This is a genomic window from Delftia sp. Cs1-4 (assembly GCF_000214395.1).
Lineage (GTDB): Bacteria > Pseudomonadota > Gammaproteobacteria > Burkholderiales > Burkholderiaceae_C > Comamonas > Comamonas acidovorans.
In genome coordinates, this window is the sequence record NC_015563.1 from 3,215,258 (window position 1) to 3,235,919 (window position 20,662).

At 59.0% G+C, this 20,662-nt stretch carries 25 protein-coding genes and 1 pseudogene; 13 read left to right on the plus strand and 13 right to left on the minus strand.

From position 1 onward, the window contains the following. Positions 1-21 precede the first annotated feature (21 nt). From DELCS14_RS30520 to DELCS14_RS29920, 9 genes are all read right to left on the minus strand, one after another. Entirely contained in the window at positions 22-393 is a 372-nt protein-coding gene (locus DELCS14_RS30520; RefSeq protein ID WP_013802248.1) for a hypothetical protein, read from the minus strand. Then, positions 359-523, minus strand: coding sequence for a hypothetical protein (locus tag DELCS14_RS31000; protein WP_013802249.1), 165 nt, complete (start codon positions 521-523; stop codon positions 359-361). The genes DELCS14_RS30520 and DELCS14_RS31000 overlap by 35 nt, the downstream gene beginning before the upstream one ends. A gap of 2 nt (positions 524-525) precedes the next feature. Beyond that, positions 526-666 (minus strand): hypothetical protein, encoded by a 141-nt coding sequence (locus DELCS14_RS30525; protein WP_013802250.1) that lies wholly within the window; start codon positions 664-666, stop codon positions 526-528. A 111-nt stretch (positions 667-777) separates the two neighbouring features. Further along, on the minus strand, positions 778-951 hold the full coding sequence (locus DELCS14_RS30530) for a hypothetical protein (protein WP_013802251.1): 174 nt from the start codon (positions 949-951) through the stop codon (positions 778-780). Positions 952-989: 38 nt separating this feature from the next. Continuing rightward, positions 990-1,334: a hypothetical protein gene (locus DELCS14_RS30535; RefSeq protein WP_013802252.1), complete on the minus strand. Its 345-nt coding sequence runs from the start codon at positions 1,332-1,334 to the stop codon at positions 990-992. A gap of 10 nt (positions 1,335-1,344) precedes the next feature. Next, a complete protein-coding gene (locus DELCS14_RS30540) occupies positions 1,345-1,932 on the minus strand; it encodes a hypothetical protein (protein ID WP_157158268.1) in 588 nt (195 codons plus the stop codon). After that, complete coding sequence (locus DELCS14_RS30545) at positions 1,929-2,624, minus strand: hypothetical protein (RefSeq protein ID WP_013802253.1); 696 nt, start codon at positions 2,622-2,624, stop codon at positions 1,929-1,931. The genes DELCS14_RS30540 and DELCS14_RS30545 overlap by 4 nt, the downstream gene beginning before the upstream one ends. A 523-nt stretch (positions 2,625-3,147) precedes the next feature. Continuing rightward, on the minus strand, positions 3,148-3,588 hold the full coding sequence (locus tag DELCS14_RS30550) for a hypothetical protein (RefSeq protein WP_013802254.1): 441 nt from the start codon (positions 3,586-3,588) through the stop codon (positions 3,148-3,150). Positions 3,589-3,661: 73 nt separating this feature from the next. Next, positions 3,662-4,879 carry a site-specific integrase gene (locus tag DELCS14_RS29920; protein WP_013802255.1) on the minus strand — a complete coding sequence of 406 codons (1,218 nt, stop codon included), beginning with the start codon at positions 4,877-4,879 and terminating at the stop codon, positions 3,662-3,664. 100 nt (positions 4,880-4,979) lie between these two features. On the opposite strand from DELCS14_RS29920, the gene msrA reads away from it, so the two are divergent. The 5 genes from msrA (at position 4,980) to DELCS14_RS14270 (ending at position 9,502) form a co-directional block, all read left to right on the plus strand. Continuing rightward, entirely contained in the window at positions 4,980-5,513 is a 534-nt protein-coding gene (gene msrA, locus DELCS14_RS14250) for a peptide-methionine (S)-S-oxide reductase MsrA (RefSeq protein WP_013802256.1), read from the plus strand. A gap of 156 nt (positions 5,514-5,669) precedes the next feature. Next, positions 5,670-6,125 carry a transcriptional repressor gene (locus tag DELCS14_RS14255; protein WP_043796124.1) on the plus strand — a complete coding sequence of 152 codons (456 nt, stop codon included), beginning with the start codon at positions 5,670-5,672 and terminating at the stop codon, positions 6,123-6,125. Positions 6,126-6,176: 51 nt separating this feature from the next. Next, positions 6,177-6,485, plus strand: a complete 309-nt coding sequence (locus tag DELCS14_RS14260) for a hypothetical protein (protein ID WP_013802258.1) — start codon at positions 6,177-6,179, stop codon at positions 6,483-6,485. Positions 6,486-6,607: 122 nt separating this feature from the next. Further along, complete coding sequence (locus tag DELCS14_RS14265) at positions 6,608-7,063, plus strand: hypothetical protein (RefSeq protein ID WP_013802259.1); 456 nt, start codon at positions 6,608-6,610, stop codon at positions 7,061-7,063. Positions 7,064-7,303: 240 nt separating this feature from the next. Beyond that, a complete protein-coding gene (locus DELCS14_RS14270; protein ID WP_013802260.1) occupies positions 7,304-9,502 on the plus strand; it encodes a TonB-dependent receptor in 2,199 nt (732 codons plus the stop codon). A gap of 34 nt (positions 9,503-9,536) precedes the next feature. Here DELCS14_RS14270 and DELCS14_RS14275 read toward each other — a convergent pair whose 3' ends face one another. After that, positions 9,537-10,598, minus strand: coding sequence for a tyrosine-type recombinase/integrase (locus DELCS14_RS14275; RefSeq protein ID WP_013802261.1), 1,062 nt, complete (start codon positions 10,596-10,598; stop codon positions 9,537-9,539). 283 nt (positions 10,599-10,881) lie between these two features. Continuing rightward, the gene (locus tag DELCS14_RS14280; protein WP_013802262.1) at positions 10,882-11,751 is read right to left on the minus strand and encodes a pirin family protein; all 870 of its coding nucleotides are present in this window, start codon (positions 11,749-11,751) and stop codon (positions 10,882-10,884) included. A gap of 178 nt (positions 11,752-11,929) precedes the next feature. Here DELCS14_RS14280 and DELCS14_RS30555 point away from each other — a divergent pair. Together DELCS14_RS30555 and DELCS14_RS14285 are read left to right on the plus strand one after the other, a co-directional pair. Then, a pseudogene (locus DELCS14_RS30555) lies at positions 11,930-12,061 on the plus strand (LysR family transcriptional regulator); the annotation flags it as partial. Positions 12,062-12,141: 80 nt separating this feature from the next. After that, positions 12,142-13,095 (plus strand): AEC family transporter, encoded by a 954-nt coding sequence (locus tag DELCS14_RS14285; RefSeq protein ID WP_013802263.1) that lies wholly within the window; start codon positions 12,142-12,144, stop codon positions 13,093-13,095. 37 nt (positions 13,096-13,132) lie between these two features. Here the strand turns inward: DELCS14_RS14285 and pdxH are convergent, their stop codons facing one another. Continuing rightward, positions 13,133-13,780 (minus strand): pyridoxamine 5'-phosphate oxidase, encoded by a 648-nt coding sequence (gene pdxH, locus DELCS14_RS14290; protein WP_043796748.1) that lies wholly within the window; start codon positions 13,778-13,780, stop codon positions 13,133-13,135. Positions 13,781-13,832: 52 nt separating this feature from the next. Here pdxH and DELCS14_RS14295 point away from each other — a divergent pair, with 52 nt between their 5' ends. After that, a complete protein-coding gene (locus DELCS14_RS14295) occupies positions 13,833-14,405 on the plus strand; it encodes a nucleotidyltransferase family protein (RefSeq protein ID WP_013802265.1) in 573 nt (190 codons plus the stop codon). A 2-nt stretch (positions 14,406-14,407) separates the two neighbouring features. Here DELCS14_RS14295 and DELCS14_RS14300 read toward each other — a convergent pair whose 3' ends face one another. Then, a complete protein-coding gene (locus DELCS14_RS14300) occupies positions 14,408-14,974 on the minus strand; it encodes a MarR family winged helix-turn-helix transcriptional regulator (protein WP_013802266.1) in 567 nt (188 codons plus the stop codon). Between the two features lie 243 nt (positions 14,975-15,217). Here DELCS14_RS14300 and DELCS14_RS14305 point away from each other — a divergent pair, with 243 nt between their 5' ends. From DELCS14_RS14305 to DELCS14_RS14325, 5 genes are read left to right on the plus strand one after another with little or no spacing between them, the layout of a single operon-like run. Beyond that, the gene (locus tag DELCS14_RS14305; protein ID WP_013802267.1) at positions 15,218-16,201 is read left to right on the plus strand and encodes a tripartite tricarboxylate transporter substrate binding protein; all 984 of its coding nucleotides are present in this window, start codon (positions 15,218-15,220) and stop codon (positions 16,199-16,201) included. Position 16,202: 1 nt separating this feature from the next. Further along, the gene (locus tag DELCS14_RS14310; protein WP_013802268.1) at positions 16,203-18,497 is read left to right on the plus strand and encodes a xanthine dehydrogenase family protein molybdopterin-binding subunit; all 2,295 of its coding nucleotides are present in this window, start codon (positions 16,203-16,205) and stop codon (positions 18,495-18,497) included. Then, positions 18,490-19,386 (plus strand): xanthine dehydrogenase family protein subunit M, encoded by an 897-nt coding sequence (locus DELCS14_RS14315; protein WP_013802269.1) that lies wholly within the window; start codon positions 18,490-18,492, stop codon positions 19,384-19,386. The genes DELCS14_RS14310 and DELCS14_RS14315 overlap by 8 nt, the downstream gene beginning before the upstream one ends. Beyond that, a complete protein-coding gene (locus DELCS14_RS14320; RefSeq protein WP_013802270.1) occupies positions 19,383-19,889 on the plus strand; it encodes a (2Fe-2S)-binding protein in 507 nt (168 codons plus the stop codon). Before DELCS14_RS14315 ends, DELCS14_RS14320 begins: the two co-directional genes overlap by 4 nt. Beyond that, positions 19,879-20,655: an SRPBCC family protein gene (locus DELCS14_RS14325; protein WP_013802271.1), complete on the plus strand. Its 777-nt coding sequence runs from the start codon at positions 19,879-19,881 to the stop codon at positions 20,653-20,655. Before DELCS14_RS14320 ends, DELCS14_RS14325 begins: the two co-directional genes overlap by 11 nt. The last annotated feature ends 7 nt before the right edge of the window (positions 20,656-20,662 follow it).

The window sequence follows — 20,662 nt, forward strand, 5'->3', positions numbered from 1 at the left end:
TTTATTATCAATTTACTTCGTTTATATGTTGACTTCAATCTTGATGCCTTCAGATTTGGGCGAGAGTTGTACATCATTCCAAGTTTCATATTGCTCTAAATTTTGAATTCCTGCCTCAAGAAATCTGATGGCATTTAAAAATTGTAGCTTCGCTTTTTTGCATCGTTCTGTCTCAAGTTCACTTTGTTTGATGTTCTTGAAATCAAAATCTTTAGCTCGTTGAATGTAGACTTTTAGAAAAGGCTTGTCATCAAATTGAATAAAGTAAACTAAAAATTGCTTGTTGATATTTAGATAAACTCTTTCTTGATTGACGAACTCATTGCTAATTTTTGAGTAAGTTGCATTGATTTTCTTTTCAGTTAGTCTTGTTTGTAGTTCTTGTAATTTCATATTTTCCCTTTTCTTTTTCTAGTTGTTTTGTAATTCTTGTGTATTCTTGATTGAAGTTGTGATGATTTATCTTGTCATCTTTGAGAATTTTCTTTAATTCTTCGTATAGTTTTTCTTGCTCTGTTTTCATTGTTACCCCCTAAAAATCAGATAAATCAGAGCTAGTATCATGCCGGCAAACATGCTGAAGAAGAAAAAACCGGCAAGTTTTAGTTCTGCTTCTGCTTTTGGACTAAAATCGTATTGTCTTTTTTCTTTTTTTGTCTCGTTCATTTTTTGTTCCTTTATAAAAAATTTGCTATCGTGTGAATTCCTGTTTCTGCCAAACCGACAAAAATTATCAGTACGGAATAGCAAGCTAGTTCTAAAATATCTTGTATATCTTCATTCATTTGTTTCTCCTTTTTTCTCAATAAATTCTTGCAGAGCTTCAATCATTGTGTAAGTTCTTGATTTGTTTTCTTTGTCAGCAATCTCTTTTATTTCGTTGTAGATTGCGGTTGGCAAATCAAGTCTAAACGATGATGACTCTATAAACTTCCTATCTATTTTCTTCATTTCTTTCTCCTTTTTTCTTGTACAGTTATACAGTTATATCAAATCTTTATCTTCTTTTCAAGTTTATCGTGTTTTATTTCTAATTTATTTTCTATAGATTTTTTTCTTCTCCCTATTTTTTCCGTTTCGATATCAAGATTTATAATTGAATTAAAAGTATTTGCATTGACATTTTCAAGATCAAGAGATTTTAGATAATCTTTATTTTCATCAAATGCTTTGATGATAAAGTGATGCTCATAGACTTCAAAGTAATCATCTAAATTTTCAGGCTCCTCTATGATTTTAAGTGCCATTAAGAAAAGAAAATGAGGATTTTTCTTATCGTCTATTTGTTTTTGAAATTCTTCTAATTCGTGTTGCTCTAAGTTCTCTAAATTCATTTTATTTCCTTTATTTAATTGATTTTTGTCTTATAAGTTTTGCTAGCCTTTTGCTTTCTCTAACTAATTCTGAAAGTGTCTGCCATTCAATATTTTTTATAAAGCTGTCAAATTGACAAACATTTACACATAGTGTAGGGAAAGATTTATCGTCTTTTATGTCAGATGACCTGAAAAAACTTTTATGTATATTAATCTTTTGGTAAATTGCTTTCCATTGAATGCAATAATTTATTATTGCAAATTCTAAACAGTGGTGGCCGGACTGATTCTCATTTAATATGTTGTATTGAATGCATATTAAATGAGCTAGCTCGTGAATAAAAAGATTGGTATTGTCTGTTGTACTTGCTATGTTGTAGACAATAGCATGTATGTAATCTTCGTTTCTAAAGTCAAAATACTTGTAGTCAAAATCTGCGTAAGCAGCATAATTTGCATGTTGATTGTTGACAAATAATATTGTAGTTTTGTTTAAAAACTCTAATTCTTCACTGTTATCTTTTTGAAAACTTAGCAAGTTAAATATCTTTTCTTTGACTTCTTTGAACTGTTTTTTTGCTAAATTAGTCTCATCTTGTTTTGATAAATCTTTCATATCTCAATCTTTCTTTGTTGTTGTTCGTATCTTTCCACTATCTCTTTATTTTTCTTGATGTGTTGAGCAAAAGGGTCAAATTCTGGCGAGTCAGCAAACGGGTCTAGCTCATCAATTTCAGCCCGCCATGCCTGAGCCTGGCTGAGCTCAACGGCTGTGGGTTGTGCTCGGGTAGGTCTACTCTTTATGAGCTCGTCTAGAGCCTGCTCCTTGGCTCCTGATGGAGTAGGGGAGGGGGTAGCTAGTGGCTGTATGTTGAAAGTGCTGTAAAACTCGTTTGCTCGTCTTCTATGTACATTGAAATGAAACTCTGCTTCATTGTTCTGTACATAAGAAAAAACCTCTTCTAATGTCTTTAGGTTTTCAGCAAACTCCGCTTGAACCAAAAGAATTAGAAGAGGTTTTTTATTGTGAGTCTTGATTAGATTGTTTTTCTCAAGCTTGTTTAGATAGTATTTTGCTGTTGTAGTGTCAATGTTCTTGTTCAGTGCTTCGCTCAAGTATTTTGAAACATCATAAATTGTTAATTCTTCAAAAACTCCGACAAGTCCGTTTTTGAAGGTTTGTTTGCTAGATAGATAAAAATACAGTGTGTAGCTAGCTAAACAATTTAACTTAGCTAAGGCTGTTATTGTTAAATGACTGATTGCTACAAATCTATCTCTCACTGTCTTGTTGTTTATATTATTCATTGATTTTCTGTTGTTGTTATATAACTGTACAGTGAAATAATAAAAAATCAAGAGCAAATTGCATTTTTTCGCGCCGCCTCCTTTTTTTTATTCTTAATACAAAGAATACAGTTGTCTACGACAATACTAGTCTAAATCTAATAGATATTTATTCTAGAATACATCTGTCACTCTTAATATCAACAATGCACGAAAGTAGTGTATAGAAAATTTGTCAACCCCTTTGAAACCCGCATGGATAAACGATTTCAAGGTTTCTTGAATAGTGTATAAAAAAAGTAGTGGGGTGTATGGATTAGTGTATAAGAATTTTCTCAATCGTTCGGAAAGCCTTTATCCATGCGGGTTTTACTGTTTTTTGAGTAGTGTATAAAAAGGTGTATAGAAAAAACATCATATAAATTCTTTGATTTTTCTTGTGTCGCTGTGCGAAAAGATGTTCTTTAAGAAAAAGCTAAATTAAGCAAAAATGATTTAGACGAAAAAAAAGCACTCCGTAGAGTGCTTGTGTGGGGTGTGCTGTTTAAGCAAAAGCCTTGGCAAGCCAAGTTTTACCGGCTTCTGTCTCAAACCAAGCCTTGCCCTCCGCAGTAGACTTCTCAACAAAACTATCTTTGCCAAGCTGCTTAACTGACTGCCAGTATTTGAGAGCATCAGCAGTGAGCTTCCAAACTTCGCGGTCTTTCCAGACTTTAAAGGTACTTTGCCGACCTTCTTTTGTCGTGACAGCAGTAGTAAAGATTAGTTCTTTATCTGTGGATTGGCTTCCCGCAGGAAGAATAATAAGCTTTTCTGCAACAAGCAGAGCAGTGAGAGCCTTGGGGTCAATCTTGCTCTTCTTGATTTCTTCAATAATTTTCTTGCTAGATTTTTCAATCTCTTCTGCCTGTGCAAGCTGTGCTTGCAGTGCCTCCATTTGGGCTTTGATTTGTGCAGAAGTCAAAAAACTTTGGTTGGCAAACATTTTAAAGCCCTCGTTTTGGCTGTTTAAGAAGACTCTATTTTATTGTTGTTCTTTTATGCTGTCCAGGACTTTTTTAACTTTCTTCTGCGATATTGAAGTAGTGTTTTGTTTGTTGCCCTGAAGCATGCCCTATGGACTTTATTGCTTGTTGTTGTGTTGTCATTTCTTCAGGGGCAACTATTGAACTATGTAGCTCTTCAAATTTTCGTACTGATTGCAAGCCCAAGATTTCAGTTGCAAGAACTGAATTTCCTTGGCCTATTTTTGAAAGCAATCTTGAAATGTTGGTTCTTCTTAAGTCATGAAATCTTATCTTTTTGTGTAGCTCTACAGACTTGAGGAAGTCGGTCCACATTTTTTCAAATCCACCTATTGAATAAGAAAAGAACCGCCCATTTTCCGCATTTGGTTTTAGGGTAGCTATGAAGTCCCTGGCATCTTTTGTTAGATAGACTTTTCTAGGTTTGTTGCTCTTAGTGTGTGTGAGCTGTATGTATGTGCTCTTAACTTGTTCTTGTGTCAGGTAAACAATTTCACTTCTTCTCATTGCTGTTAGCAATGAAAGTCTTGTTATGTTGTACAAATCCTTGTTATTTTTTTCAATCAGCTTGCTATAAATAAGTTCCTCTTGTTGCTGCGACAAGATAACTTCTCTTTTTGTGATGGTGTAGTGCCCAAGTAGTTCTTTGTCATAGTTTTTTGTTGGATTGGATAGGTCGGCTAAACCCTCATTGAAGTATTGAAGTTTTCTGTACACATTGGAAATAAAAGTTATTTCCCTACTGACAGAAATAGGCTTGATGGTTCTTAGTCTTGTCTTGATGTAGTTGTTTATGTCAATAGCTTTAATCTCTCTAACATCAAAGCCTTTGAGAAATTTGTAGACTGGCTCATCGGGGTCTAAAGCAAGCTCTAATTTCTTCTCAAGTGTTATATTTCTATCAAGAATGCTTGTGTTCTTTATTGTTTTCAAAAAAGATAACTTGTTATTTCTGTTTCTTCTTTGAAGTTCGGTGGTTGGCTCTTTGATGTAGTCTTGTGCATACAAATCTACAAAATAGCCAAATTGATAGTTGTTGTTATCTAAGGAAATTTCTTTCTTTTCAGACTCAACAGAGTAGATAAGTTCTTGTCCCTTTTTTGCTTTGGTTAGTGCAAGAAATGCTTTGGCTTCATTAATATCTTTAAAATACTTGTCGCACTTGAAATCTTTACGACTAACCTTCACTCTGTAGTAGATAGTTGTGGGCTTGCGGACTAGCTGGATGCCTCTGGGTAGGGTAGTAGCCATAGTGAAATCTGTGGTGAAATTTGGTGCAGTAGTGACATTCTAGAGGCTGTGTAGTGAAATTTCCAGGCATCCTTAACTCATTGATTTAAAAGGGAAAAGTATGATTGAAACCATCACCCTGGGCGGTGGCTGCTTCTGGTGCACTGAAGCCGTTTTCGACCGCGTGCGCGGCGTGAGCGACGTGCAAAGCGGCTACGCCAATGGCGATCTGGACGATCCCAGCTACGAAGACATCTGCACCGGCGAGACCGGCCATTCCGAGGTCATCCGCGTGCAGTTCGATCCTGCCGTGATCCCGCTGCGCGACCTGCTGACCGTGTTCTTCGGCACGCACGACCCGACCACGCTCAACCGCCAGGGCAACGACGTGGGCACGCAGTACCGCAGCGGCATCTACACCACGAATGAGCAACAGGCCGAAGTGGCGCGCACGCTGATCTCCGAACTCACCCAGGCCGGTGCCTACGACGCGCCCATCGTCACCGAGGTGCAGCCCCTGGCCAGCTACTGGCCGGCAGAGGACTATCACCAGGACTACTTTCTCAACCATCCCAACCAGGGCTACTGCGCCTTTGTGGTGGGGCCCAAGGTGCAGAAGTTCCGGGGCGCCTTTGCGCGCTGGGTCAAGCCGTGAGCGGGTGGCGGCGCGTGATGTAAGCGGTTGTGATTCGCAGGCATAATGCAACCCGGTTGCGATAATGCCGCCTGGCTGCCCTGCCGTGTTCAGCGGCCTGACCTTTGATCACCCATGTCCTTGCCGATCCCCACTTCCCTGCCCATACCTGCCGGCATGCGTTCGACGCGTGCCACGCGGGCCGTGCTGGCGATGTGGGAGTCGCGGGCCGACGCACTCCTGAGCGAAGCCGATGTGGAAGCGGCCCTGCACGCCCAGGGCGTGCAGGTCAACCGCGTCACCGTCTACCGGCTGCTGGACCGCCTGGCGGCAGCCGGTGTGTTGCGCCGCAGCGTGGATGCTGCCCGCGTGGCCCGCTACGGCCGGTCCGTGCCGGGCGCGGCCAGGCAGGCCGATGCCGCTGCGCATTTCGAATGCGCGGATTGCCACAGCGCTTTTCGGCTGGGCGGCGAGGGCGGTGGGGGCGGCGAGCCGCTGCAGGCCGCTTTGCTGCAGCTGCACCAAGCGCTGGCCGCCAGCGGCCTGCAGGGCCGGGCAATCGATGTGGCGGTGACAGGGCTGTGCCAGGACTGCAGCAGTGCAGGGCCATCCCGAAATGCCCCTTCCGCCTGAGGCGATCGCCCTAGCCCCTTTCTTCTCTTGCATAGCTCTTCAGGATTTCGCATGACCCTTGCACCGTTGCGCCCCGTTTCCTTGATCCTGGCCGCTGTCTTCCTGGCCGCAGCAGCCCAGGCACATGACCACGACCACGCGAAAGCCCAGCCGGACGCCAAGGCACAGGGCGCCTCGGCGCCGCTCGATGCCCATGCCCGGGCCGACATGGAACGCCATCGCGCCATGGCCAAGGCCCACGAAGCCGCCGCGCAGTGCCTGGCAGCCGGCCGTGATCACGAACAATGCCAAAAGCAACTGCAGGCCGATTGCAAGGGCCTGGCGCTGGGCAAGTTCTGCGGCATGCGCCATGCGCATTGAGTGCGGTCCTGCCCGCCGTGTGGCGCCGTGAGCAATCGCCAGTCTTTGTGACGGGATGGTGAAACCTGCCCCGCAAATTGGCGCATACACTCTGCGCTGCCCATCCAGCCCCTGATCCCTCCATGCCCTTGCAACCCCCGGAACGTCACTTGCCAGCGCAGGCCTCAAGGCTTGCGTTGCGCGGCGCCGTGCCGGGTCGAGCCTGGCTCGTGGCCTGGCTGCTGGTCTGGTCCATTGCCCTGGCGCCGTTGCTGGGCCAGATGCACCGCGTGGTACACGCGGGTGGCCTGGCTGCAGCCACGCTCCATGGCCCGGTGGAGGAGTTTGCCACTTCCTGCAATGCACCCGTCGATTGGGTCCATGCGCTGTTCTCGGGCCACGGCCCGGCGGATTGCCAACTGCTGGACCAGTTGCACGAAGGCATGGCGGGGCCGCCATCCGCCGTGGTGCTGCCGCCTTTCTGGGGCGAGCAGGCCGAACCCGTCCAGCCGGTCGTCGTGCGCGATGGCCGCATGCTGGCGGCCTTCTTCGATGCGCGGGGTCCCCCGCATCCCATCACTGTCTACCTGGCGGCTTGAATCTCCGGGACTGGCGCTGCATGCGCCTGCCCTGCACAGCCGTTTGGCCGCGCCTTGCTGCATTGATCGCAACAAGGCGCCGCGCCCAGGTGCGGCAGTTCCTTGAATGCATATCCGATCGGATGGCTGCATGCGCCTGCAGGGCGCGCCGTGGCCGTCCGCTTCCGACGCCATTTTTTGCAGTGCCCGGATTTCCACGCCCCGCAGGGACGTGGCCGGCCGCTGCCGGGAAGACCAGTGATGAGAGTGACAACAAAGCAATACCACCAGGACGCCAGGGCGCAGGGGGAGAGGACGAAACTGCGCCCGCTGCTGCAGCAACTGCTGCTGGCAGGCGTGCTGGGCCCGGCGACCGGCGGCCTGGCCATGGCGGCAGAGCCTGCCGACCCCATGCCCGCAGCAGGACCCGCAGCCGCAGCTGCCGCCGAGGCGGGCGCGCCGCGCAGTGATGCCCCCGTGCTCAATGAGGTGACGGTCAAGGCCAGCGGCCTGGGCCTGACCTCGGCCGACATGTCCACGCCGGCCACGGTGCTGGAAGGCGACGTGCTCACGCTGCGCCAGGCCGCCACGCTGGGCGAGACGCTGGACGGCGAGCCCGGCATCCACGCCAGCCATTTCGGCGCAGGCGCAAGCCGGCCCATCATCCGCGGCATGGACGGCCCGCGCGTGCAAATCCTCAGCGATGGCTCCGAGCTGCACGATGCCTCCACTATCAGCCCTGACCATGCCGTGGCCAGCGAGCCCATGCTCGCCACGCAGATCGAGGTGCTGCGCGGCCCCTCGGCGTTGATCTACGGCGGCGGCGGTGCCATGGGCGGCGTGGTCAACATTCTGGACGACAAGATTCCCACGTCCATTCCCAAGAATGGCATCACGGGCTCGGCCCAGTTGCGCGGCAGCACCGGCGCTGGCGAGACGGCGGGCGCTTTCTCGCTGACGGGCGGCGCCGGCCAGCTGGCCATCCACGCCGAGGGCATGGCGCGCGATGCCGGCGACTACCGCGTGGGCAGCGGCTGGGCGCCCAACGGCCAGTCCCAGGGGCGCGTGGGCGGCAGCTTCAACCGCACGGACACGGGCAGCCTGGGTCTGTCCTGGATCGGCACGCAAGGCTACCTGGGCCTGGCCTACACGCGCCAGACCGCACGCTATGGCCTGCCAGGCCACAACCACAGCTTCGAGGGCTGCCACACCCATGGCGACCATCTGCACTGCGGCGGCCATGACCACGGCGACGAGGACGGGCATGACCATGGCGGCGACGAACACGATCACGACCATGGCAGCGTGCCGGTGGTCGATCTCAACAGCGAGCGCTGGGATCTGCGCGGCGAATGGCGCAATCCGACGGCTGGCATCGCGGCGCTGCGCGTGCGCGGTGGCTGGACCGACTATCGCCATGACGAGATCGAGGGCGGCCAGGTCTCGACCACGTTCAAGAACCGCGCCCATGACCTGCGCGTGGAGGCAGAGCTGGAGCCCATCGCCGGCTGGCGCGGCGTCATTGGCCTGCAGACCGTGCAGCGCAAATTCAGTGCCGAGGGTGAGGAGGCCTATGTGCAACCCACCGAAACCCGCCGCAACAGCATCTACTTGCTGGAGGAATACCGCTGGCAGGACTGGCGCTGGCAGGCTGCGCTGCGCCACGAGCGCCAGACCGTGGACGCCCAGCAAAGCGGCATCTCGCGCAGCCACAGCGGCACATCGTTCTCGCTGGGCTCGGTGTGGAAGTTCACCCCGGGCTACAGCCTCTCGGCTTCGCTGACGCAGGGCAACCGCCTGCCCACGGCCGAGGAGCTGTACGCCAACGGCCTGCACATGGCGACTTCCACCTACGAGCGCGGCAATGCCGACCTCAAGCGCGAACGCTCGCAGGCGCTGGACATCGGCCTGCGCAAGACGGCAGGCGACACCACGTTCAGCGTCAATGCCTTCCACCATCGCGTCAAGGGCTACATCTACGGCGCCACGCTGGATGAGCATGACGGCCTGCAACTGCTGCAGTACACCCAGGCCGATGCGCGCTTCACCGGCGTGGAGGGTCAGGTGCGCCAGAAGCTGTCGCGCCAGTGGGGCGTGACCCTGTTCGGTGACGCCGTGCGTGCGCGGCTGGAAGACGGCTCCGCCTTGCCGCGCATCCCCGCGGCGCGCGTGGGCCTGCGCGTGGACACCTTCTACAAGGGCTGGGATGCCCAGGCCGAATGGGTGCAGGTGCTGCGCCAGAACCGCGTCACGGCCTATGAGACCGAGACGGACGGCTACGGCATGCTCAACGTCTCTGCCAGCTACACGCTGCGCACCTCGGGTGGCATGCCCTGGCAGTTCTTCATCAAGGGCAACAACCTGACCAACCGCCTGGCCTTCGCCCACACCTCGTTCATCAAGAACGCTGCGCCGCTGATGGGGCGCAATATCACCGTGGGCGTCAAGGTGTCGTTCTAAGGCGGGTTGCCCGCTGCGCTCCCCGCGCCGTCTGCTACAGGTAATGCTGCAGATGGCGCAGGGCGCGCGCGCTGTCAACGCCTATCCACTGCACGACTTCGGTCTCGGCACGGCCCGCGCGCAGCCACTGCACGATGGCCGTGTTGCGCAGCACCTGCGGGCCGACGCGGTGCAGCGGCGCCTGCTGCGACGAGGCAGGCTGCGCGGCATGGGCGCGCTGTATCAGCTGTGAAGCCACATGGAACAGCACGCGCACCGACAGCGGCTGCCCTTCACGCGAATAAAAGACCGTGGCATCGGGTTGAACGGCCTCCGGCCCGCGCTGGCCGGCGCTGAAACCTTTCCAGTCCTGCAGCGCCTTCACCACCGTTTCCGATAGATCCAGCGTGCGCTGCTGCGCGGCGCGTGCGCCATCGATATGCAATTGACAGGGAAGGCCATTGCCTGGTCCGGCGCATTGCACATCGCGCCAGCACAGGCCGCGCACCTCCTCGGGCGCCAGCGCCAGTTCGTACAGCAGCAGCAAGATGGCGCGGTCGCGCGCCGACTGAAAGCCGTCGGCCATCGGTATGTGGCGGGGCAGGGCATTCCACAGCGGCGCGGGAAGGCAATGGCCCTGGCCGTCTTCGGCAGGTGGGCGTTCCTGCGGCGCCAGCCCTGCGGCGGGATTGGCGCCGACCCATCCGTGGTCCAGCGCATGGTCGTAAATGCGTTCCAGCAATCGCCAGTAGCGCCTGCGCGTGACCTCGCTGATGCGGCGGCCGGGCTGGTGGCCCGACAACTGGCCTTCGCGCGGGCGCAGGAAATTCTGGACATCAACGGCGGTGGCCTGTTGCCAGGCGCGGGCCTTCGCCTTGACTTTGCCTTTCGGCGGGGCCGGGGAGGGGGGACCTTCTTTGGCTGACATGCCGGCATCGCCCAGGCTGCGCAGCCAGGCACGCCATACCTTTTCGTAGCCGCTGTCGGGCGCCGTGTCCAGGGCATCCCAGCCCTTGGCGCCCTCGGTTTCCAGCCAATGCCGGAACAGGGCCAGCCCGTCGGGGACAGTGGACGGCGGCTTGCCGGCAGCGGGTGTCTGAGAGGGTGATGAAGTCATGGGCGTTGAGAACAAAACGAGTCAACCAATGGAGTTATTCAATGTAACTTACATGAAGTCAAGCGGCAACCTTGTTATCGACTGATGAACACCAGTGGCGACAAGTCGCCAGAAAAAGGGCCGTTCGGCCTGGATTCGAGTCCTTGGCACGTCTCTAGACGTGTATTGGGCACTTTCAAGCACCCGCGCTGGATCTGCGCGCTGGTGATCGCAAGCGCTGGTCCAGGGGAAGCAAGGGGAGGGCAGAAGGCGGCCCCTGTCTTCAGGACAGGGGCCGCAGCGGTCAAGCCGCCATGCGCCCGAATCGGCCGGCGTTGAAGTCGGCAATGGCCTCGCGGATCTCGGCCTCGCTGTTCATCACGAACGGGCCGTGGCCCACCACGGGCTCTGCAATGGGCTCGCCCTCCAGCCACAGCATGGTGGCGTCGTTGTTGGCCTCCAGGCGCACCAGATCAGCCTCGCGATCGAAGTGCACCAGCTGGCCTTCGCGAACAACCTCGCCGTCGTTGACCAGCACCGTGCCATGCAGCACGACCAGGGCCAGCGTATGTCCGGGCTTGGCGCGCAGCTCGGTGGTGCGGCCGGCTTTCAGGCGCAGGTCCCAGACATTGATGGGCGTGAAGGTGCGCGCCGGCCCCAGGCTGTTCCCAAAGGCTCCGGCAATCACCCGCACCCGGCCCGAGCCGCCTGGCAGTTCCACGGACGGGATCTGTCCATCCACCAGGGTCTGGTAGCCAGGCGCAGCCGACTTGTCCCTGGCGGGCAGGTTCACCCACAGCTGCACCATCTCCAGCCGCCCGCCGCGTTCGGTGAACGCATGGGAATGGAATTCCTCATGCAGGATGCCCGCGCCAGCCGTCATCCACTGCACGTCGCCAGGGCCGATCAGCCCGCCAGCGCCGGTCGAGTCCCGGTGCTCGACTTCGCCCTCATAGACGATGGTCACGGTCTCGAAGCCGCGGTGCGGATGCACGCCCACTCCGCGAGGCTGGGCAGCCGGCTCGAAGCTGGCGGGGCCTGCGTGGTCCAGCAGCAGAAAGGGGCTCAGAGCCGCACCATGGTTGCCATAGCTGAACAGCGAGCGCACGGGAAAGCCGTCGCCCACCCAATGGGCACGGGGAGCGCTGTAGACGCCGAGCATCTTCTTGAGCATTTGCTTCTCCTTGGGAATCGTGGCTGCCGCAGCGTTAGCGCCAGCCACTTTTTGCACATGGGAGAATCTTAGGATTTGAACGATGAATGCGGTAGATAGCAAAATTTGCCTTCATCGTCCTGAATAAAGAACAATGACCATGCTGCGTGTGCTGGCCGAAAGGGCGCAGTGCCTGGTCGTCCTGCCCGGCTGGGAGCCGCGTCGGGAGCTGATCCATGTGGTGTACGCATCCCGGCGCGGGCAATTGCCCGCCGTGCGGCTGCTGATCGACCATCTGGCCCAGGCCTTCGAGGCCCTGGAAGAAGCCTGAATGAGGCAGGGCCTGGCCTGCGGCGCATAATCTGCGCGCGCCGCCAGCCTGCGCAGGCGCAGCTTCCCGATCCCGCTTCAGTGAACTCTCCCGTCTTTGCCTCCCTCATCCCCGTCATTCTTTGCATTGGCGCAGGTTTTCTCGCCGCCCGCCTGGGCTGGGTGCGGGCCGCCGCCATCAAGGATTTGTCCAACCTCGTTTTCCTGGTGCTCACGCCGGCGCTGCTGTTCCGCACCATGGGCGCGGTGCGGGTGCAGGAGCTGGACTTTCAGCCCGTGGCGCTGTATTTCCTGGCGACTGCGCTGATCTTCGGGGTGTCCATGGTCCTGGGCGGTTTTTCCACGCGTTCGGCCGCGCGGGGGCTGGCCAATATGTTCAGCAATACCGTCATGATCGGCGTGCCGCTGGTGGGGCTGGTCTACGGGGAGGAAGGGCTTGTCACGTTGTTCACCCTGGTCTCGCTGCATGCGCTGATCCTGCTGACCGCAGCCACCATCGTGTTCGAGCTGGCCGAGGCCCACGAGCGCCAGCGCTGCGGCCAAAGCGCACCTCGCCCCATGTGGCGCACGGTGCTGCAGGCGGTGCGCAACGGCATCGTCCATCCTGTGCCGCTGCCCATACTCGCCGGCCTGCTGTTCGCACAGACCGGTCTGGCTCTTCCTGGCGTGGTGGATCGCTCCCTGCAGGTCTTGGGCCAGGCGCTGGGCCCCATGGCGCTGCTGCTGGTGGGGGTGACCCTGGCCTATACCAAGGTGGGGCAGAACCTGCGCGAGGCCGTGGGCATCGCGCTGGTCAAGAACCTGGTGCATCCGCTGCTGGTGCTTGCGCTGGCCTGGGCCTTCGGTCTGGGCGGCCTGCCAGTGGCCGTGATGTTCACGGCGGCTGCATTGCCCGTGGGGGCCAACGTGTTCCTGTTCACGCAGCGCTATGGCGTGATGCAGGAGGAGGTGTCCGCCAGCATTGCGGTGTCCACGGCGCTGGCTTTGCTTACCGTGCCGCTGATGCTGTGGCTGGCCCAGCGTCTGCTGGGCTGACGGGTTTCAGCAGGAGCAGCGCCGGCAATCCGGGGGATCAGGGCGCCAAGCGCTGGCGCAGCCAGGTTCCAGATTCCAGCTGGTAGCACAGGCGGTCATGCAGGCGGCTCTTGCGGCCTTGCCAGAATTCCCAGCGCTCAGGCACCAGCCTGAATCCGCCCCAGTGCGGCGGGCGTGGCGGGTTCAGCAGGAATTGCGCGCCGTACTTGGCCGCATTGGCCACCAGTACGCTGCGGCCACTGATGACCTGGCTTTGCGGACTGGCCCAGGCACCGATGCGCGAGTCCAGCGGGCGGCTGTTGAAGTAGGCGTCGCTTTCGGCATCGCTGACCTTTTCCACGCGGCCCTCGATGCGCACCACGCGCTCCAGCTCCACCCAGTGGAACTGCAGCGCTGCAAACGGATTGCCCGCCAGTTGCTGGCCCTTGCGGCTGTCGTAGTTGGTGTACCAGACCAGGCCGCGCTCGTCATAGCCCTTGATGAGCACGATGCGCGTGCTGGGCCGCAGGTCGCCGCCCACGGTGGCCAGCGTCATGGCATTGGGCTCGGGCACCTGGGCGCTCAGGGCTTCCTGCAGCCATTGGTCAAACTGCTGCAGCGGATCGGCCAGGGAGGCCGATTCGCTCAGTTCCGCGCGCTCGTAGCTTTTGCGCAGATCGGCGATCGAGGTGGAAATGCTGCTCATGGCCAGCATTGTGCCTGCGCCCGACCTCCCATTTGCTGCGCTAGAGTTGCGCATGCTCAGAGACTTCAAAGGCCGCCCCTGCGTGATCATCCTCGCCTCGGGCCGTGGCGAGCGTTTCCGCGCGTCGGGCGGCACCATGCACAAGCTCGCCGCGCCGCTGGGCGGCAGCTCCGTGCTGGAACACACACTGGCCGCCGTCCGCGCCAGCGGCCTGCCCTGGCATCTGGAAGATGCGGGCCACCCCGGAATGGGCGATTCGCTGTCTGCGGCCGTGCGTGCCACAGCCGATGCGCCAGGCTGGCTGGTCTTGCCGGCCGACCTGCCGCTGGTGAGTCCACAGACCTTGCTGAAAGTGGCCGATGCATTGCATGCAGGGGCCCGAGCCGCCCAGCCTGTCCATCAAGGCGAGCGTGGACATCCCGTGGGTTTCGGCGCCGCATGCGGCGCGGCGCTCATGGCGTTGAGCGGAGAGAAGGGCGGGGCGCCTGTGCTGAAGGCGCTGCGCGAAGCCGGACATGTGGTTCAGGTCGATGTGGACGATGCTGGTGTGCTCACCGACATCGATACGCTGGACGATCTGGCGCGCGCTGAGGTGTTGCTGCAGAACCGGCCTGAAGTGGGCTGAATTCAGGCTTCGCCGTCTGCCGTAGCGGGGCCGCCTTCGGTCGCTGGGTCGGCTTGGCTGCCTTGGCAATAACCGCGCAGTTTGAGCAAGGCCCGATACATCACCTCCCGTTCCTCCTGCGTCAGCGCCAGCAGAGCAGCGGCCTGGTGTTGTCGGGCCACGGGCATTACCTCGTCATGCAACTGCCGGCCCGCAGGCGTGATGGAGCACAGGATCTTCTTGCGTGGAGTGGAGCCTTGCGCCAGCAGGGCCACAAGGCCGCGTTCCTCGAGCAGCCGCAGCGCTCGGCTCACCAGGGCCTTGTCCGAAGTGGATTGCACCACCAGCGCGCTGAACGGCAACTCGCCTGCATGCGCGACAAGGGCCAACAGCCGCCACTCCGAAACCGTCAAGCCCGCCGTATCGGCATAGGGCACGGTGATGGTGCGCCGCAGCGCATTGCCCACCTGGCTCATCAGCGTGGTCAGAAAGGCATCGACGGTCAGGCTGCTGCCTGCCTCGTCAAGGTGGGTCCAGGGATTGCCTGCGGGCGTGCTGGGCACAGGGAGAGGAGAAGGTGGGATGGACATGTTCCCATCAATTGTTTCACAGGCTGCCTGACGTTTGTCTTGTGGAATTTCTTTAGAGAAATCAATAGAGGTCAATCGGTGTTTTCAGTAAGTTGATTCATCAACTTACTGGAGAAAATCGTCATTGATTCTTTTGAGGATCAATGTTTCATAGGTGAATCGTATGAATTCATCCCATAGCCAGCCCCAGCTGCCATGCCCGTATTTGACCGATGCATGTCCGCGCTTTCAAAGGAGCCAGTGATGACACCCCATCGTCGGCAAGGCCTGACCATTGCAGCATTGGCTTTTGCCACCGCTGTCTGTGGTCCGGCATTTGCACAGGACTACCCCGCCAGGCCGATCACCGTGGTGGTCGCCTATCCCGCAGGTGGTGACACGGACGCCATGGCGCGCCTGTTCGCCGAAAAGCTCACGTTGCGTCTGCGCCAGCCCGTGGTGGTGGACAACCGGCCCGGGGCGGGCGGCACCGTGGGCAACAACCTGGTTGCGCGGGCCGTGCCCGATGGCTACACGCTGCTGTTCACGCCCAACCCCTTCACCATCGCCCCCATGGTGATGAGGCTCCCTCCTGCCGCGACCTATGACCCCTTGAAAGGTTTCACCCCCGTGGTGCAGACCGCCAGCCAGGCCGTGTTGCTCGTGGCCCATCCCTCCACGGGATTCAAAAGCGTGGCCGACATGGTGGCTGCGGCCAAGGCCGGCAAGACGCTCAGCTACGCCAGTCCCGGCGCAGGCTCGCCCATGCACATAGGTGCCGAGTGGCTGAACCGCGCTGCCGGAGTGAGCATTCAGCATGTGCCCTATCGCGGCGTGGCACCGGCCGTCAACGATGTGGCAGCGGGCCATGTAGGACTGGCCTACGTCACGCTGGGGCCGGTGGCCCAGTACATCCAGGCGGGCAAGCTGCGCGCGCTGGCCGTGACCGACCCGAAGCGTTCGCCCCTGCTGCCCGATGTGTCTTCGCTGGCGGAACTGGGCTACAGGGACATCGCCGCGGGTGCCTGGAATGGCTTCTTCGCGCCCAAGGGCACGCCGGCCGCCGTGGTGCAGACCTTGAACACCCATCTCAACGAGATCCTCAGGATGCCGGAGGTGGCGGCAAAGATGGCCACCTTCGGTGCCGTGCCCGTGGGCGGGTCGCCGCAGGTGCTGGCCGATGTCAACGCTGCCGACTACGAGCGCCTGGGCAAGGTGATCCGCGAACTCGGCATCACCGCTGAATGACATGAATACCTCGAATTCCACGCTGGGCCGCGAGACGGCCCAGGTCACGGCGCTGTCCAAGGTACTAGGTCGTGCCCAGTACGCGGGCGACCTCAAGCTGCCGGGCATGCTGCATGCCAAGCTGTTGCGCAGCCCCTATCCGCATGCGCGCATCGTGCGCATCGACATTGCTGCAGCGCGTGCGCTGCCCGGTGTGAAAGCCGTGCTGACCGGGGCAGATGCACCGCGCACGCCCTGGGGCGTGAGCCACAAGGAGCGGCGCATCCTGGCCGACGGCCTGGTGCGCTTTGCGGGTGAAGAGGTGGCAGCCGTGGCTGCCGCCACAGAAGAGATCGCCCGCGATGCGCTGGACCTGATCGAGGTCGAGTACGAAGAACTGCCCGCCATCCTGTCGCCCGAGGAAGCCCTGGATGAAGAAGCGCCCGGCGTTCATCCGGGCCGGGACAACATCGCCCACGAGATCCGCTTCGAGCGCGGCGATGCCGATGCCGGATTCGCCGCAGCTGATCTGGTTCACGAAGCCACGTACACCACGCATGCGCAGTACCCGGGCTACCTGGAACCCATGGCAACCCTGGCCTCCATCGACGCCGATGGCCGCCTGTTGATACAGACCTCCACGCAGTCGGTTTTCCTGGCGCGTGCCCGGCTGGCGGCGGCGCTGGAGCTGCCGGTGTCCGCCATCCGCGTGGTGCAGGCCACCACGGGCGGCGGCTTTGGCGGCAAGATCGTCGAGGACGACAACCAGCTCGTGGCGGGCCTGCTGGCCCTGCGCACCGGGCGGCCCGTGCGCCTGGTCAACAACCGGCTGGAGGACTTCCTGGCCTGCTGCTCCAGCGTCCCCGAGCGCATCACGCTCAAGCTGGGCATGGCGCGTGATGGCCGCATCCTCGCCAAGCAGGTGCACATCGTTGCCGAGTGCGGTGCCTATGCGGGTCTGTCGGCCGAGGTCATGCACGTCAGTGCCATGCGCAGCGACAACATGCACAGGCAGGGCAACGTCCGATCGCACGCCACCCTGGTCTATACCAACAACCCACCGCACGGCGCGTTCCGCGGCTTTGGCGGTACGCAGATGCTGTTTGCGCTCAACAGCCACATCCACATCATGGCCGAGCAGCTGGGGCTGGATCCGGCCGAAGTCCACAAGCTCAATGCAGTGGAAGCCGGCGACGTGACAGTGCATGGCTGGAAGATCGGCAGCGCCGGCCTCAAGGAGTGCATAGACCAGGCCACCGATGCCATCGACTGGCGCGGCAAGCGCGCCCGCCCCCGCCAGGCCCTTGGCGCCCGCCGCAGGGGCGTGGGCATGGCCGCGGCCATGCATGTCAGCGGCAACCGCACCATGGGCAACTGGGACGGCTCCACCGTGGTGGTGCGCATCCATGAGGATGGCCAGGTGCTTGTGCTCAGTGGCGAGTGCGACATGGGCCAGGGCGCGGCCACCATGCTCAGCCAGATCGTCGCCCATGAACTCACGCTGCCGTTGTCGCAGGTCCGCGTGGCCGCACCCGACACGGACAGCACGCCCTTCGCCATAGGCTCGCTGGCCTCGCGCGTGACCATGGCTGCAGGCAATGCCGCCATAGGTGCCGCGCAGGCGGCCCGCAGCAAGCTGCTGGCCCTGGCCGCCGTCGTGCTGGAGGCGCAGGTCGACGACCTGGAGCTGGCCGATGGTCAGGTGCGCGTGCGCGGCACCGACCGTGCGGCAGGCATGGCCGAGCTCGCACGCCAGCACATCTGGCGCCATGGCGGCGAGGGCATACAGGTCAGCCACACCTGGGATGCCCAGACGCAGATGCACGACGCCCAGCTGCACGGCAACATCGCGCCGGCCTATTCCTTCGCGGCCCAGACAGTGGAGGTCGAGGTCGATACGGAAACCGGCCAGGTCCGGGTGCTTGACAGCTATGTGGCCGACGACTGCGGCAAGGCGCTGAACCCCGTCGCCATCCATGGGCAGACCAACGGGGCCACCGTCCAGGCCATGGGCTGGGCCCTTTACGAGCAACTGCACCTGGAAGGCGGGCGCCTGGCCAACGGCAACTTCGCCGACTACACCATGCCAACGGCCGACGCCGTGCCCTTGCTGCGCGGCGGCTTTGTCGAGTCCAACGACCCCAACGGCCCCTATGGCGCCAAAGGGGCCAGCGAAACCGCCATCCTGCCGGGAGCGCCTGCCATCGCCAACGCCGTGTACGACGCCATCGGCGTGCGCATATGCGATCTGCCGATCACACCCGAAAAAATCCTGGCGGCGCTGCGCGCACGCGCCGAGGAGGGCCGTCATGCATGACTTCGACTTCCTGGAGCCCACCTCGGTGGCGGAGGCCAGCCGGTTGCTGGCCGAACTGGGCGAGGACTGCCGCGTGATCGCCGGCGGCACGGCCTTGATGCTGGGCATGCGCCAGCGCATGCTCGCGCCCACGCACCTGGTCTCGCTGGCTGGCATCGATGCGTTGCGCGGCCTGGACTTCGACCCGGTGCGTGGCCTGCGTATCGGCGCCCTGGTGCGCCATGCCGAACTGGCGGCCTCGCCGCTGGTGTCGCATCACTATCCTGTCCTGGCCGGCATGGCGCAGCGCATGGCCAACCCGCAGGTGCGCAATCAGGGCACGGTGGGCGGCAATCTCTGCTATGCCGACCCCTCCACCGACCCGCCCGGCTGCCTGATGGCATTGGGCGCCCAGATCGTGCTGGCCAGCGCAAGAGGCGAGCGCCTGTTGGACATCGAGGACTTCCTGGTCGACTACTACGCCACGGCGCTGGAAGGCGACGAGATCGTCAGCGAGATCCGCGTGCCGCCCATGGGGCAAGGAGACGACCGGCGCAGCGGTGTGTACACGCGCTTTCTGCGCACAGCGGCCGAACATCGGCCGCTGGCCAGCGTGGCCCTGGTGGCGCACACCGCCGGGGGCATCTGCCGCGACGCGCGTCTCGTCGTGGGCGCCTCTACGCCCATACCCGTGCGCCAGCGGCGCGCCGAGGGCTTTCTTGAAGGCCGTGCCCTCACCTGGGCCTTGGCGGCCGAGGCGGGTGACATCGTCGCGGCCGACATCACACCGGCTTCGGACCTGCGCGGCTCGGCGGATTTCCGCCGAGAAATGGTGCGCGTCAACGTGCGGCGCACCGTGGCCGAACTGTTTGGCCTGGACCTGGCACTGGAACAAGGAGAGCTGGCATGAGCCGACATCGCATCGAATGCACCGTCAACGGCGAGCCCTGCAGCGTGGAAGTGCCTGCGCGCCGGCTGCTGTCGGATTTTCTGCGTGATGACCTGCACCTGACGGGCACCAAGCGCGGCTGCGAGACGGGCGTGTGCGGCGCCTGCTCGGTGCTGCTGGATGGCGAAGTGGTGAAGTCCTGCCTGCTGCTGGCCGTGCAGGTCCAGGGCCGCGCGCTCACCACCATCGAAGGCCTGGCCGACCGTATTGCTGGGGGTGCGGGCGCAGACCCGTCACAACGGCTGCACCCGCTGCAGCAAAGCTTCATGCAATGCGGCGGCCTGCAGTGCGGCTACTGCACACCGGGCTTCATCATGGCCGCCTGCGATCTGCTGGGGCGTAACCCCCTTCCCGGCGCGGACGAAGTTCGCCATGGCCTCAACGGCAACCTGTGCCGTTGCACGGGCTACACCCAGATCGTGGAATCGGTCCTTGTGGCCGCGGAGAAAATGCATGGAAATTGAGAAAACCCTGACTGTTTCGGCCTCGCGAGAGCGGGTATGGGCCTTGTTGCTCGATCCCCAGGTCATGGGAGGTGCCGTGCCGGGCATGCAGTCCATCGAAGTGGTCAGCCCCACCGAATACGTGGCGGTGATGCACCAGAAGATCTCCTTCATCAGCGCCAGATTCAAGCTGCGCACACGCATCGTCGAGCAACGCGCTCCCGAGTATCTGCGCGTGGAAGGAACGGGAGAAGACACCTCGGTGGCCAGCTCGCTCAAGCAGCGCAGTGAAATCTTCCTGAGCGCCACGCCGGATGGAGGCACCGAACTGCGCATCAAGATCGACGTGGACCTGCTGGGCCGTCTGGGCGCCTTCGGCCTGAGCGTGATGAAGACCAAGGCCGACCGAATATGGGAGGAGTTCGGTAACAATCTGGCCGCGCGGCTCGAAGGTGGGGGAGGGGAGCCCGCTGCGGGCGAGGCGACCATGCAGGCGCCTGCACCTGTCGCGCCCGCGCCGGCCTCCGAGCCAGCCAGGGAAACGGTGGTGCAAGCCCGGAATTCGCCAGCACCAGCGCCAGCTTCGGAGCTCTCCTCCACGGCCCAAGACCTGCGGGGCCGTGGCTGGTGGGGGCGGCTAATCGGCAGCTTGAGCGGTGAGGGCAGCGCGGGCGCTGCCGACACCATTCATGTCGAGCTGCGCCGTGGCGATACCACGGTCAGCGTCCAATGGCCGGGCGCGCGCGCCGAGCAGTGCGCGGCGTGGCTGCGCGACTGCCTGCGCTGAACGCAGA

Coding starts and splice junctions, on each gene's coding strand:
- DELCS14_RS30520 (WP_013802248.1), bottom strand. CDS start 393: ATGAAATTACAAGAACTACAAACAAGACTAACTGAAAAGAAAATCAAT.
- DELCS14_RS31000 (WP_013802249.1), bottom strand. CDS start 523: ATGAAAACAGAGCAAGAAAAACTATACGAAGAATTAAAGAAAATTCTC.
- DELCS14_RS30525 (WP_013802250.1), bottom strand. CDS start 666: ATGAACGAGACAAAAAAAGAAAAAAGACAATACGATTTTAGTCCAAAA.
- DELCS14_RS30530 (WP_013802251.1), bottom strand. CDS start 951: ATGAAGAAAATAGATAGGAAGTTTATAGAGTCATCATCGTTTAGACTT.
- DELCS14_RS30535 (WP_013802252.1), bottom strand. CDS start 1,334: ATGAATTTAGAGAACTTAGAGCAACACGAATTAGAAGAATTTCAAAAA.
- DELCS14_RS30540 (WP_157158268.1), bottom strand. CDS start 1,932: ATGAAAGATTTATCAAAACAAGATGAGACTAATTTAGCAAAAAAACAG.
- DELCS14_RS30545 (WP_013802253.1), bottom strand. CDS start 2,624: ATGAATAATATAAACAACAAGACAGTGAGAGATAGATTTGTAGCAATC.
- DELCS14_RS30550 (WP_013802254.1), bottom strand. CDS start 3,588: ATGTTTGCCAACCAAAGTTTTTTGACTTCTGCACAAATCAAAGCCCAA.
- DELCS14_RS29920 (WP_013802255.1), bottom strand. CDS start 4,879: ATGGCTACTACCCTACCCAGAGGCATCCAGCTAGTCCGCAAGCCCACA.
- msrA (WP_013802256.1), top strand. CDS start 4,980: ATGATTGAAACCATCACCCTGGGCGGTGGCTGCTTCTGGTGCACTGAA.
- DELCS14_RS14255 (WP_043796124.1), top strand. CDS start 5,670: ATGCGTTCGACGCGTGCCACGCGGGCCGTGCTGGCGATGTGGGAGTCG.
- DELCS14_RS14260 (WP_013802258.1), top strand. CDS start 6,177: ATGACCCTTGCACCGTTGCGCCCCGTTTCCTTGATCCTGGCCGCTGTC.
- DELCS14_RS14265 (WP_013802259.1), top strand. CDS start 6,608: ATGCCCTTGCAACCCCCGGAACGTCACTTGCCAGCGCAGGCCTCAAGG.
- DELCS14_RS14270 (WP_013802260.1), top strand. CDS start 7,304: ATGAGAGTGACAACAAAGCAATACCACCAGGACGCCAGGGCGCAGGGG.
- DELCS14_RS14275 (WP_013802261.1), bottom strand. CDS start 10,598: ATGACTTCATCACCCTCTCAGACACCCGCTGCCGGCAAGCCGCCGTCC.
- DELCS14_RS14280 (WP_013802262.1), bottom strand. CDS start 11,751: ATGCTCAAGAAGATGCTCGGCGTCTACAGCGCTCCCCGTGCCCATTGG.
- pdxH (WP_043796748.1), bottom strand. CDS start 13,780: ATGAGCAGCATTTCCACCTCGATCGCCGATCTGCGCAAAAGCTACGAG.
- DELCS14_RS14295 (WP_013802265.1), top strand. CDS start 13,833: ATGCTCAGAGACTTCAAAGGCCGCCCCTGCGTGATCATCCTCGCCTCG.
- DELCS14_RS14300 (WP_013802266.1), bottom strand. CDS start 14,974: ATGTCCATCCCACCTTCTCCTCTCCCTGTGCCCAGCACGCCCGCAGGC.
- DELCS14_RS14305 (WP_013802267.1), top strand. CDS start 15,218: ATGACACCCCATCGTCGGCAAGGCCTGACCATTGCAGCATTGGCTTTT.
- DELCS14_RS14310 (WP_013802268.1), top strand. CDS start 16,203: ATGAATACCTCGAATTCCACGCTGGGCCGCGAGACGGCCCAGGTCACG.
- DELCS14_RS14315 (WP_013802269.1), top strand. CDS start 18,490: ATGCATGACTTCGACTTCCTGGAGCCCACCTCGGTGGCGGAGGCCAGC.
- DELCS14_RS14320 (WP_013802270.1), top strand. CDS start 19,383: ATGAGCCGACATCGCATCGAATGCACCGTCAACGGCGAGCCCTGCAGC.
- DELCS14_RS14325 (WP_013802271.1), top strand. CDS start 19,879: ATGGAAATTGAGAAAACCCTGACTGTTTCGGCCTCGCGAGAGCGGGTA.